We start from the raw sequence: 12,889 nt of genomic DNA on the forward strand, positions 1-12,889 counted from the left end.
GTTTATCCAGTGTGAGAGGAGTATGATTGTATCGCTTTCTGCGTTTTCCTAGTCGATGGCTGCTGATAGCCAATTCCAACTTTTCCTATTAAATAAGCAGCGTATTTCCATCTCGATACATACTGGATTGTGTAAATCGAGCACATCGTACTCCCGGCAAAGAGTAGAAAGATATAGGAATAACCAAGATTGATTGACATGAACTGAAAAGCAAAGTCAAAGACAGCTTGATAGAACATATGAAGCAAGTAGATGCCGAATGAGTATTGACTAATAAATACAATGGATTGTGGGATAGTCTGCATCTTATTGGCAATGTAAAATAAGAAAAAGCCGACTGTCATTGTGTGAAACAGCATATCAATGCGCTTCGAGCTGTGAATAGCTAACCAATCAGAGTGATAAAAGAAAAGCAGGAGCGCACTCGTTAAGAGAGGGCCGGCTAGAACAAGGCCTTTCCATTTTTCTAATTGAACCATAAAGCGTTCGTAATACGTCCCGCAGTAATAGCCTAAAGTAAAATAGAACAGCCAACCGAGAAACGGAACCCAATAAAACCGCTCCCAAATATAATCAGCGTATGGCACTGCCCAAGGAGTTGTGAAATTGAAAAACGCTAAATACGAAGCGTTGATAATAAATGAACTAATAAGCACAACGGCTGGATTAAATCTAGGTAAAACTTTGTGTAATAACAAATACAAAACAAAGAATTGAAAAATAATTAGCACGAAATAACCGTGATAATCTCCGATAACCGAATTTAATAAAAATTTCAATCCCCAATCTTTAAAGGAACTGGCGTATGGAATAGAATAAAAGAACGCCATAAATAAAAATGGGAGAAAAAGATACAAGATCCGGTTTTTCAAAAACGTATGCGGAAGTGGTCGATGTCGATACGAATAGCCTAAGATAAACATAGAGATAAAAATGAATAAGGGTGTTGCAAAATAGAGAAGGACGTGAATGGAATCAAAGAATACCCCTGTTAGTCCTTCTTTCGTTATTGATGTTAATCCAAGTCCAATCGCATGTAAGAGTACAATGCTAAGACATGCGATTCCTCGTAAGAAAAATAACTCCTTACACTTTGTTGTTTGTGTCATTTTTGATCCCACCAAAAATGTGACGTATCAAACGGATGCTGTTTTACATGGTATTTATCAAGAGGATTAACAAACGCATAGACATTCTCTTCAAACGAATTCCATTTATCCTTCCAGTTAATAAGGATTAGTTTATCAGCTACCTTTAACGTTAAGTAACCGAAAAGGACGCCGCCAAAAACGTCGATAACCCAGTGAATGCCTAAATAAACAGTTGAGATAATAATCCCGACATTTAAAATTGTAAAGAAGTGTCTTACCGGCTTAGCTGTTTCTCTTAGAGCAAGAAGAATCGTTACAGCTGCAATCGACGTGTGCATGCTCGGGAATACATGATTCAAACTTGGAATAACTGGTGCCGTTTCGGTGCGATAACCTACGATTGGGTCAGTAAAAGCAGTTCCAAACCATTGATTCTGGATCCACCAAACTTGGTGACCATCAACCCAAAAATGAAAGGGCAGGATAAATAAATACTGTAAGAAATGTCCTGCAAGCATTGCAACCAAAATCTTTTTGGGCTGCCCAGTTAATAAATAGTAGACACATAACGCAAGCAAGCATAGGACAAATCCATGAATGTAAATATAAACAAAGAAGCGATCCAATAATGGTGTTGAAAATTGACGCAACCACATTCCATCATTATAGGGAATGGCTGAAAGGATAGGATCGATTCGAAGCTTCCATCCAAAAAGCCCACCTGGATTCGTTATCTCCCATAATAACTGCCAATAATGAATGGCGAAGGTCGATAAGTTAGCGACTAAAAAAATCGCAATGTAAAGCAGTGATTTTTTAATTAAAGCTGTATCTAGGTGAAAATACTTACTCGAAAGTAAAATCGGGTAGAGGAGCAAAAGGAAAAACTGGACCCTTTCCCATTGACTTGGAATTACGAAAAGCAAGGCTGTAATCGCCACAAGAGAATATATTGAAAGCTTTGTTGCCTTTTCACTTTGTGTTAGTTCAAGAGATTGTTGCATATCAATCACCTAAAGTTTTGTCTTTTTAAGATTGACTTCATTGTATCCAATAATTATGATGAATTTTTGATCTAATTATTAAAAATTTATTAAATATATTAAAAGACTATTGCAGCGCAATAGCCTTTTATTTATATTTTCTTAAAGTTGAAGATCCAGTGGAAACGTAAGATGAAATGTTGTCCCTTTTCCGATTTGACTTTCAACGGAAATCGACCCTTGATGAAGCTGGACAAGCTCTTTAACGATAGCAAGGCCGAGTCCTGTACCACGTCCTTCTTTACCTCGAACTCTATCAACTTTAAAAAATCGTTCCCAAATACGCTTCAAGTCGTAATCAGGAATGCCAACTCCTGTATCACCAATGTCAACATATAAATGTTTATCGTCATAATGAAAACGAATTGAAATCATGCCATTGCTTGTAAATTTATTCGCATTATGAATTAAATTTTTAAATATTTGCTCAAGACGCATGGAGTCACCTAAAATCGGTGGCAGCTGTGCGGGAGCATCAACTACAAGCTGATTACCTTTTTCGTCAATTGTTGGTTGGAGATTGAGGGCGACCTTTTTTAATACTTCTTCAAGTTGTACATAGTAAAGGTCTAGAGAAACTTCATCCTTCTCTAATTTAATTAAATCCATTAAATCATTCACTAAGACATTTAAATACTCTGATTCTCGGTACATAATTTCGTAATATCGTTGCTGAGAGTCCCGGTCCTTTACAAGCCCATCCATAAGTGCTTCTAAAAATCCCTTCATTGCTGTTAAAGGTGTACGAAGCTCATGGGAAATGTTTGCAATAAAATCAGTTCGCCGCTTTTCCAATGCATCTCGTTCTTTTTCAACATTATTCAATGTTTGTGCCATTCGATTAAATGAGTTGATTAGTTCGCCAATTTCCCCAGGTACATTATGTTCGACCTGCTTGCTGTAATTTCCTCTAGCAATTTCATTAGCGGCTTCTTCAATTTTTTTTAATGGCTTTGTTATAGACCATGAGAAATAAGAGACGAGTAGACCGACAATGGCAATTCCAAAGAGAATCGCCCACAGTACGATTTCGCGAATATTTTGGGCGGTAGACTTAATTCCTCCAATAGGTGAGTGAAGGATGATGCCGCCATGAATTTGTTCAGCCGTACCCCAAGGGACAATGACAGAAAGCATCGGTCTGTCGTCTTCTTCAATGTCCATGACTTGAATGTTCGTTTTTCCCTCTAGTATATCAGCTAATAGCTCTTCATTTATTAATCCACCTATAAATAACTCTTGTTTTGAAGAGCTCGCAACAATTTCACCCGATTTATTAATTAACCAAATCGTTGTTTCAGAAAACTCACCAATTTGCTCAAGGGTTCTCGAAATTTCTGGAGTTACTTGCTCACTATGTAAAATTGCACCGTTTACATTTCGTGCTTGACGAAGCATATCCTGTCGCTGTTGATCAGTTAAATAATCGGTTGTTGACTTATAAATAAAGATACCGATTATGCCAAATCCTAAAAATACAATTAAGAATAAACTTACTAACAATCGCCGCAATAAGCTTTGGTTTAACCACTTCATAATGAAGGCGAATCATCCCTTTCTTTTAAAAGAAATTGGTAGCCAACGCCCCAAACTGTATGAATGCAATCAATTTGATGTTTTGCAAATTCATTTCGGATTCGTTTTACGTGAACATCTACGGTACGAATATCCCCTTCAAAATCAAAGCCCCAAACGTGCTCAAGTAATTGATCTCGTGTAAGTACTGCGTTAGAATGGCGGATAAGATAGAGGAGGAGATCAAATTCCTTTGGTCGAAAGAATAAAGGGGTCCCATCCACAATGACTTCTCGTTTTTTTACATCGATTTTAAATGGTTTGAATTGATAAATCTCTTCATTATGTTCAAGTTCGGTGCTGTTTTTAACCGTTGTCCTTCTAAAGATTGCTTTTATTCGTGCGATAATTTCTCTTGGGCTAAACGGCTTGGTCACATAGTCGTCTGCGCCAATTTCTAAACCGAGGATACGGTCAAATTCCTCATCCTTTGCCGAGAGCATGATAATCGGAATGTCTGCTTTTTTTCTAATTTCTCGGCACACCTCATAGCCATCCATCCCAGGCATCATAATATCTAATAAAATAATATCAGGATTAGTAGATTCGAATAAGGAAAGAGCCTCATGCCCATTTGATGCTTCGATCACTTCAAAATTATTTTCCGAAAAAAATAAGCGAATAATCTCGCATACATTCGGATCATCGTCTGCGATTAATACTTTAGGAATACTCAAATCAAAGCCTCCTTTGCTAAAACAACCAAATACCGAAGCCACTGAAAAAGGTAAAAACCAAAGGCCACTGAAAAATCCCTTGAAAGTCACGCTAGGAAGCAGCAACGGCTCATTGCTTCGAGGGCATTAAAAAGGGAAAAGCTCCCTTTTTCAGTGCCCTGCAAATACCATCTTTTTATTTTAACGTAAACATACTAATTTTTAAAACAAGTTTAGTGCTTAAGAGTATATGACTCGAATTCATAGAAAATGTGATCGGCATTAGAACTTTCCACTTTGTCATTCAAAAGCAGCCTCATTCTTATGTTTATAGTCATTAAATAAGGGAGAATCAATTCCTTTTTATTCTCTCTTTAAATTCTAATAAATTCAAGAGAAACGAGAAAGATGGAAAAAAGATTCCCCTTTATAATTTCCCGATATAAAATGGACAAAAAAGGTTATATTAAAGGAAGGTGTCAAAGTGAAGAAAGGTCTTGCTGTCATCGGTATCATATTCATCGTTTCTTTAATAGGTTATGGAGGGTACCAATTATTGTTAGGCTATGCCTCAGAAAAAATGATGAACCATGTATCAGACGAATTTTTAACAGAAGAGTCAGTTGACCAATATTTAGAGGATCCGTTCATTAAAGACATGCTTGAAGACTTAAAAAAGAATGACCATAGCCAACAAGAACATTTGCCATTTACGACAAAAGAAGAGGGCTTAAAGGTCGTGATGAGTAAATTTTCTGCAAAGGAATTAACAGATATTGCACGGAAAGTACAATCAGGATTAACTCCTCATGAACAACAAGAGTTTATCCAAAAATACCAGGATCGGTTAACAGAAGAAGAACTTCAAGCACTAATTGTTATCGGGTTAAAAGAATACAATCAATAGGTAATGAACGTTTCAGAATAAACACGTAACCAAATGACAAAAAGTATGATAAATGTTTAGAACCATAATTACTGGAAAGGATTGCTATGCAAAAAAATAAAGGTGAAACCGTACTAAATGTCAATAATACGCTCCTAAAACGAGATATGCTGGCAGGACTAACGTTATTTGTTATGCTTATCCCACAAGGTATGGCGTACGCGATGTTAGCTGGTTTACCGCCTGTAATGGGTTTATATGCATCAACGATTCCATTGTTTATTTATGCACTATTAGGCTCTTCAAAGCATTTATCAATTGGGCCAACCGCGATTACATCTCTCCTTGTATTTTCAGGGGTATCTGCCTTTGCCGACCCGGGCACATCATTGTATGTATCTATTGTATTATTATTAGCCTTATTAGTTGGAGCCGTTCAGCTATGTTTAGGGGTGTTTAAGCTTGGCTTTATCGTTAAATTCATTCCAAATTCGGTGATGAATGGCTATATTTCGGCAGCGGCCATTGTTATCGGAGTTAGTCAATTAAAGCATATTGTCGGTGTAGACATAGGGAATTATTTGCAAGTTCATTTTATTATAATTGAACTGTTTAATCGATTTTCAGATATCAATTGGCTATCTGTTATATTAGGGCTAATAAGTATCGTTGTCCTTACCCTTTTAAAACATTACCATACGCAATTTCCAGCAGCACTTTTTTTGGTCGTTTTTGCTAGTCTCATGGTTTTTTTCTTTCAATTAGAAGATAAAGGCGTTCATATCGTCGGTGAAGTTCCAAAGGGATTACCGAATTTTTCAGTGCCAGCGATTTCATTTGAAACCGTTCAAATGCTAATCCCAATTTCGATTATAATTGCCTTACTCGGTTTTATGGAGTCTCTTTCAATTGGAAAAGCCGTTGCACAAAAGGAAGGCTATAAAATTGATCCAAATAAAGAATTAAGAGCTTTAGGTGTAGCAAATGTTGCAAGTTCATGCTTTTCTGCTTTCCCTGTAAACGGAAGCTTTTCTAGGACGGCCGTCAATCATCAAGCAGGTGGAGCAACGAGGCTCACCTCAGTTATTACCGGCTTGTTCGTCATCATCGCCTTATTATTTTTCACCTCGTTTTTTTATTACTTACCAAACGCGGCTCTAGCTGCCATTATTATTGTCGCGGTCTACAAGTTAATTGATCTAAAAGAGGTCAAACACCTTTTCCATGTAAAGCCGTTTGAAGGATGGATTTGGTTAACGACTTTTGGTACTACCCTCTTCATCGGCATTCAGTGGGGAATTCTCGTTGGTGCACTCTTTACTTTGCTTTTATTAATTAAAAGAAGTGCGAAACCAAACATTGTTGAATTGGGATATATAAAAAAATCAAACACCTTTCGCGATATTCAGCGATTTCCAGAAGCACAAACATCTGACGAACTATTAATCATTCGAATCGATTCAAGTTTGCACTTTGCGAACAGCTCTTTTTTGGATGAAACGATTAGAAGCTTGTTATATGAAAAGCCAAAAGTTAAGTGGCTGATTCTCGATATGAGCGGGGTAAATGATATTGATACTGCAGCGATGGCTGTATTAGCAGAATTGATGGACTACTATCAAAAAGAGAAAAACATGACCGTTCTTTTTGCAAATATGAAAGGAACCGTACGAGATACGATCGATAGAGAAGGCTGGGGACAACAATACAAGGAGCAGCTTCACTATTTATCAATAGAGCAAGTCTTAAAAGAACGAAACATCCCATATTCCTTTGTTCGAACAAGAAAAGAGAAGGAAGAGTGGGTAAACGATTTTCAAATATAGAAAAGCCTCGAAAAATCCTTTCTAGGAAAAGGTTAGTTCATGTGCTGGGATGGGAGACCTCTAGTTAAGCTCCTAACTCAGCCATTTTTCTAAGAACCGTTGACAAATTGAGCGTTTTATTATATATTTATATTTGTCGCTAAGATATAAAATCGTTTAATTCCCTGATCCGTTAGCTCAGCTGGGAGAGCGCCACCTTGACAGGGTGGAGGTCATTGGTTCGAGCCCAATACGGGTCATTCAAGGAAATACCTATTGTAGCACGTGTTCTCATGAATTGAGACGCGTGTTTTTTTCTGTAGTTAGGGTGGAGAATTACATTTTGATCACAATTTGATCACATTATTTTGCTTTTTGTTTTGAGGTTGGTTTTTCTGATAAAAACTTGAACCAAAATCAGATGCGATTTCTTCTTGGATATTTGGCATGATGTGTGCATAGGTTTCCATCAGAGTTCGAACATCGTGGCCGAGTCGTTCGGCAACAGCTTTTGGGTTTGCTCCGTTTTGGAGGAGCATAGATGCATGTGTGTGGCGTAAATCATGAAAGTCAATTTTACGTACATCGGATTTCTTTAAATATCGATAGAAAGTCCGTAGTAAATTCCGATGGTGTAAAGGTGTTCCCTTTGTAGTTGGAATCACTAAATCAAAATCTTGGTATTCTTCACCTAAAAACATTTTTTCTTGATGAACACGAAATTGATGTTTTCGTAACTCCATCATCGTTTCTTGGTCTACTCGGATGCTACGGTAGCCCTTTTTTGATTTCACTTTCGGTTGGATAGACTGTTTTCCACGCTCGAGAGTTTGATCAACAGAAATGAGTTGACTCTCTAAATCAACATGGCTCCATGATAACGCAAGAATTTCACTTTGCCGCATGCCAGTTGTTAATGCTAGTAAAAACGCAACGTATTCTCTATGTTCTTTAACACTAGCAAGAAATGTTCTACACTCATCATAGGTCCAAATTTGAATTTGCTTTTTGTTAATTTGAGGGGCTTCAACCAAGTTAGCTACGTTGTCTGAAAGTAGTTTCTTTTTTACAGCGTAAGAGAGGATTTGTTTGCATAGTTTGTGAATGTCATTAATCGAAGTACTAGAAAGGTTCTTCTCGTTTTTTAATTGTTCGTAGAAATGGTTTAAATGCTCGTCTGTTAGCTTAGTGACTTCAATAAAACCAAGTGCTGGGATGATATGATTCTTTAATAACCGTTTATATTTTGTTAAGGTCACCTCACGAATCTTTTTTTTTACTTAAAACCCATTTCTCAATTAATTCATGAAAAACTAATTTTTTCGTGGTAGGTGTGTATGTGCCTTTACTAAATTTATTTACAAGATGTGATAAAGAAGGGATTAGATTTTTATGTTAAAATTAATGGAATAAACAGACTTTGTGAAGTAATTGACTTAAAGTAAACTAGTAGGTTGATTGATAAATTCAGAAAATGGTTATGAGGTTAAGAGTGTTAAATGATTTATTGAACGTATTAGGAGTGGTTGTTTGTATATGGCAATTTTCTTAGAGAAAAAAAGGAGAGTATTATGTATTTGCATTGACTACTCAAACTGAACGGGGGGGCCGTATTATCCTGGGGGATCATTGAATAGACTTATGTCACTTCATTCTGCTAACTACTATTTGAGTTTCCTCTATAATAATCTATTCAATGAAGGTAACCTGCTCCTTGGTAGACTGTTTTTTATTATTGTATTTTTTTGCAAATACGGGTTAGGAAGAAAACAGTGCAATTAATTGAATTGCCCTATAAAATTAATTTGAGTGGGCGAATATAACATTAAATCATACTGCTATATTTTGAAAAGTTTATTTCTCTATAAACTAAGAAGTGGAGGTGCAAATAACTTGTCTGAAATTGTACTTGAAATTAAAAACTTAACATATAGTAATTCGGAAGGGTATATAGATAATGTTAATCTAAATTTGTTTAATAATGAAATACATGCATTGATTGTTAAAAGTAGTTCTGAACAGAGCATTTTTATTGAGAGCTTATTGAATTTACAAGAAAATCAGAATGTGGAAGGAATGTTTAGAATTAAGGGGGATTTGCTAGAGAATAGAACACTAGATCGGAATACCCTAGCACTGTTACACCAAAAACCAAAATTAATAAAGGATTTTACTGTAGCAGAAAATTTATCATTAGGGAATATCCCTACCAGAAGTTTATTTCCTTTTGTTCATTGGAAAAGAATAAAGAAACAAGCTGAGGATATTTTAGAAAAAACAGATTTTGAGCTAAATCCGAAAACTAAAATAAAAGACTTATCTAAAGAAAATAGACGAATTGTAAATATTTTATCCGTCTTTTTAAAAAAACCAGAAATGATTGTCATGCATGAGCCTATGGAAGGTTTATCAGCAAATAATGCTTCTAAATTAATGAGAATCATCCAACGATATAAAGAAGACGGTGGAAGCATTTTATTTATAACTAAACAGTGGGAAGAAGCTTTGAAGATTGCTGACCGAATTTCTATTTTATCAAAAGGGAAAATCAAAGATGAGATCGCTGCGGATATAGCCAAAAAGGACCCGCAACAATTGTTAAGGCAATTAGAAGACTATCATTATAAGGGTAGGGATGGAGTTAAAGATGACGGGACACAGAATGTTTTGGATGCTGTTTTTAAAGCTGCGGAATTCTTAACATCGGAATACGAATTAAAGGATGTATTATTGCTTTTGGCAAAAGAAGTGACAAAAGTAATGGAGGCTGATGGATGCTCTATTAGTTTAATTGATGAACAAACAGAGTCAATTATTGATCGCTTTGAATTCAAAAAGAAGCAGGAATTGCAAGCTCAATTAAAGAAAGAAGCAATAATTAAAATAGCTAGGGAGAATGGTATATACTATACCAGTCAGCATAATCGTATATTTACATCTTTGTTTGAAAAAATTGATAATGTGAAGACAGTTATTTGTATACCTGTTTTAATTAAATCACAGGTAACGGGTATCATTCAGATGTTCTATGAAGACTTTTACGTGTATTCAAAAGATGAGTCTAAATATTTGTCAGCATTTGCTCGACATGCAGCGATTGCTATTGAAGATACAAGGTTGATGGGAAGATCGGCATTGTTACAGGAGAGTCATCACCGGATTAAGAATAACCTTCAATATATTGTTGGTTTGATTTCCTTGCAAAAGAAGTTTGTTGCTAAACCATCTGAACACTCAGTAGAAGAAACACTCGATAATATTATTTCTCGAGTTAAAAGTATAGCGTCTGTGCATGATCTTCTGTCAAAAGACAAATTAGGGAGAAGTATTATTAATGTAAAAGAAATCATAGAGGCAATTGTTAGCTTTAATAATGTTGACCCAAATATCGAAATTAACTTAGACTTAGAGAATATACTCATTCCCTATAATAAAGCTTCGTCTATAGCTTTGATTATTAATGAGCTATTAACAAATTGTTATAAACATGCTTTTCGGGAAAGAGAAACGGGAAAAATTAGCATAGTTTGTAAACGCATTCATGACAGGATTGAGTTATATATACTTGATAACGGCCATGGATTACCAAAGGAATTTGATTTAAAGAAGTTAGATAGTTTAGGTCTAACTATCCTTCAGGGGATTGTTACTAGTGAGTTTCAAGGAGAGATGGAGATAACTGGAGAAGGGGGAACAAAAGTTATATGCAAGCTACCGACTCAGAGAATTTTTTTGTATAAATAGTTAAGTTTATTATTATTTGGGGGGGGGGGCAACAGTGCGTGTTTTAATTGCTGAAGACGAATACTTATGTTTAGTTGGGTTGAAATCGAACATTGAGGACCTTGGACATCAAGTGGTTGGAGTTGCTACTGATGGATTACAGGCTGTAGAGATGGCAATTGAAAAAAAACCGGATTTAGTCATTACAGATATCAATATGCCTAGCCTTGATGGAATAGAGGCACTCAAAAAAATAAATGAAAAGTTATTTATACCTGGTATTATCGTAAGTGGATATTATGATGAAAATCTTATTAAGAGAGCAACAAAAGAAGGTGTGCTCTATTATATAACCAAGCCTTTCGAAATGAGGGATTTGGAAATTGCTATAAATATCGCTTCAGCTAGATTTGAAGAGTTTAAAAAGCTGCATCATGAGTTAAAAGACACGAAGAAAGCGTTAGAAGCACGTAAATATATTGAAAAAGCAAAAGGTATACTAATGGACAGAATGAGTATAACAGAGCCTGAGGCTATGAAGCGCCTGCAAAAAATAAGTCGAGATAATAACCAGAAGTTAGTTGATGTAGCAAATGATCTAATCAAAGCTGATTCCCTTTTTAAAAATTAAAGGAAGTAATTTTTGAAAAGTTGTTGACATGTTGGTTATTCAATATTAGACTATATTTAAAGTTACTGAATAGTTAAACATTACATGCATTTAATCCTATGCTTATGGTTGGTGTAGGGAAATGCTAAAGTAATAGAATGTAAATCATATATTAGGTAAATTTTATACTTACGATTGGTATAAAATGATACGTTGGCTATGGGTGCCTTATCTACGTGTAGAGAGTTATGTTTATGTATTATAGACATGCTCACATTACGTAAATAGGGCACCCTTTTGTATTTTTTTTGTGAAAATTGAAAGGGGGTGATCTAACTTTAAAGTGGATAGACCAGAAGAAATAAGTAAAAGGTTGTTTGGACGCAGTATGTCTAAAGAGTTTTCAGCTTTGTTTTACTCACAAAAACGTAAGCGCTTTATTTTAATGACCTAATGTAAACGCTTAATAACTAGAGAGTGAAAAAACTATACCTAGGGGGAATTTAAAATGAACAAGAAGTTAAAAGCTTTGTTAATGTTTGGCCTCATTTCATTATTGTTAGTAGTTGTCGGATGCGCAAATCAGAGTAGCGATACAAGTACAGAAACAGAATCAAGTGGAAAGGGAAATGAGGAATTAGTTATAGGCATGGCTTTTCAAGATATGAATAATCCTTACTTTATTACGATGCACGAAGCTTTTGAAGAAGCTGTCGAGTCAATTGGAGCAAAATCAATTGTAACTGACGCTCGTCATGATGTAAGTAAACAAATAAATGATATTGATGACATGATTCAACAGGGAATTGATATTTTATTAATAAATCCTGCTGATAGTGATAGTATCGAAACTGCTGTTCTTGAGGCTAAGAAAGCTGGAGTCATTGTTGTAGCGGTTGATGCGCAAGCAAGTGGACCGATTGATTCGTTTGTAGGTTCTAGAAACTATGATGCAGGGTTTTTAGCTGGTGAGAAGATGGCTGAAGATTTAGGTGGAAGTGGTAAAGTAGCAATCTTAGATGGAATTCCAGTAGTTCCAATCCTTGAAAGAGTGGAAGGTTTTAAAGATGCGATTGCTAAGCATCCCGGTATTGAAATTGTCGATATTCAAAATGGGAGACAAGACCGAAGTGAAGCGATGGATGTAACGGAAAACATGTTACAATCTCAACAAGATTTGGATGCAATCTTTAGTGTAAACGATGGTGGTGCTTTGGGATCTCTTGGTGCGATTGAAGCTTCGGGCCGTGACGTATGGCTTTATAGTGTAGATGGTCATCCAGAGGTAATTGAAGCAATTTTAGCCGATGGTCCATTTAAAGCTACGACTGCACAATTCCCTAGAGACCAAGTTCGCGTAGGGCTTGGAATGGGCCTAGCTAAATACTGGGGGGCAGAAGTTGTACCGAATGAAGTACCAATTGATGTAGAATTACAGACAATCGAAAATGCAGCAGACTTTAGCTGGTAATCTTTCAAAGAGTGCTCTCTTGCTATAGG

Annotated in this window: 10 protein-coding genes and 1 tRNA gene; 6 read left to right on the plus strand and 5 right to left on the minus strand. The window is 36.0% G+C overall.

The annotated features are described in order from the left end of the window. Positions 1-2 precede the first annotated feature (2 nt). From B1R93_RS14780 to B1R93_RS14795, 4 genes are all read right to left on the minus strand, one after another. Positions 3-1,109 (minus strand): acyltransferase family protein, encoded by a 1,107-nt coding sequence (locus tag B1R93_RS14780; RefSeq protein ID WP_088104752.1) that lies wholly within the window; start codon positions 1,107-1,109, stop codon positions 3-5. After that, the gene (locus B1R93_RS14785; RefSeq protein ID WP_088104753.1) at positions 1,106-2,095 is read right to left on the minus strand and encodes a phosphatase PAP2 family protein; all 990 of its coding nucleotides are present in this window, start codon (positions 2,093-2,095) and stop codon (positions 1,106-1,108) included. Before B1R93_RS14785 ends, B1R93_RS14780 begins: the two co-directional genes overlap by 4 nt. A 141-nt stretch (positions 2,096-2,236) precedes the next feature. Beyond that, positions 2,237-3,670 (minus strand): sensor histidine kinase, encoded by a 1,434-nt coding sequence (locus tag B1R93_RS14790; RefSeq protein WP_088104754.1) that lies wholly within the window; start codon positions 3,668-3,670, stop codon positions 2,237-2,239. Beyond that, entirely contained in the window at positions 3,667-4,386 is a 720-nt protein-coding gene (locus B1R93_RS14795) for a response regulator transcription factor (protein ID WP_088104755.1), read from the minus strand. Before B1R93_RS14795 ends, B1R93_RS14790 begins: the two co-directional genes overlap by 4 nt. Before the next feature lie 463 nt (positions 4,387-4,849). Between B1R93_RS14795 and B1R93_RS14800 the strand changes: the two genes are divergently transcribed. The 3 genes from B1R93_RS14800 (at position 4,850) to B1R93_RS14810 (ending at position 7,316) form a co-directional block, all read left to right on the plus strand. Further along, complete coding sequence (locus B1R93_RS14800) at positions 4,850-5,272, plus strand: hypothetical protein (protein WP_088104756.1); 423 nt, start codon at positions 4,850-4,852, stop codon at positions 5,270-5,272. An 86-nt stretch (positions 5,273-5,358) separates the two neighbouring features. Beyond that, positions 5,359-7,077 (plus strand): SulP family inorganic anion transporter, encoded by a 1,719-nt coding sequence (locus tag B1R93_RS14805; RefSeq protein WP_088104757.1) that lies wholly within the window; start codon positions 5,359-5,361, stop codon positions 7,075-7,077. Between the two features lie 166 nt (positions 7,078-7,243). Further along, positions 7,244-7,316, plus strand: a tRNA-Val gene (locus B1R93_RS14810). Positions 7,317-7,403: 87 nt separating this feature from the next. Here the strand turns inward: B1R93_RS14810 and B1R93_RS14815 are convergent. Beyond that, positions 7,404-8,324, minus strand: coding sequence for a tyrosine-type recombinase/integrase (locus B1R93_RS14815; RefSeq protein ID WP_280949500.1), 921 nt, complete (start codon positions 8,322-8,324; stop codon positions 7,404-7,406). A 625-nt stretch (positions 8,325-8,949) separates the two neighbouring features. Here B1R93_RS14815 and B1R93_RS14820 point away from each other — a divergent pair. From B1R93_RS14820 to B1R93_RS14830, 3 genes are all read left to right on the plus strand, one after another. Beyond that, a complete protein-coding gene (locus tag B1R93_RS14820; protein WP_165763831.1) occupies positions 8,950-10,800 on the plus strand; it encodes a histidine kinase dimerization/phosphoacceptor domain -containing protein in 1,851 nt (616 codons plus the stop codon). Positions 10,801-10,834: 34 nt separating this feature from the next. Further along, positions 10,835-11,410: an ANTAR domain-containing response regulator gene (locus B1R93_RS14825; protein WP_207634168.1), complete on the plus strand. Its 576-nt coding sequence runs from the start codon at positions 10,835-10,837 to the stop codon at positions 11,408-11,410. Positions 11,411-11,897: 487 nt separating this feature from the next. Next, positions 11,898-12,860: an ABC transporter substrate-binding protein gene (locus B1R93_RS14830; RefSeq protein ID WP_088104761.1), complete on the plus strand. Its 963-nt coding sequence runs from the start codon at positions 11,898-11,900 to the stop codon at positions 12,858-12,860. Positions 12,861-12,889 lie beyond the last annotated feature (29 nt).

This window comes from Halalkalibacter urbisdiaboli, assembly GCF_002156385.1.
Lineage (GTDB): Bacteria > Bacillota > Bacilli > Bacillales > Bacillaceae_D > Halalkalibacter_A > Halalkalibacter_A urbisdiaboli.

Excerpts from the sequence above, each read along its gene's own strand:
- B1R93_RS14780 (WP_088104752.1), bottom strand. The coding sequence starts at position 1,109 with ATGACACAAACAACAAAGTGTAAGGAGTTATTTTTCTTACGAGGAATC.
- B1R93_RS14785 (WP_088104753.1), bottom strand. The coding sequence starts at position 2,095 with ATGCAACAATCTCTTGAACTAACACAAAGTGAAAAGGCAACAAAGCTT.
- B1R93_RS14790 (WP_088104754.1), bottom strand. The coding sequence starts at position 3,670 with ATGAAGTGGTTAAACCAAAGCTTATTGCGGCGATTGTTAGTAAGTTTA.
- B1R93_RS14805 (WP_088104757.1), top strand. The coding sequence starts at position 5,359 with ATGCAAAAAAATAAAGGTGAAACCGTACTAAATGTCAATAATACGCTC.
- B1R93_RS14830 (WP_088104761.1), top strand. The coding sequence starts at position 11,898 with ATGAACAAGAAGTTAAAAGCTTTGTTAATGTTTGGCCTCATTTCATTA.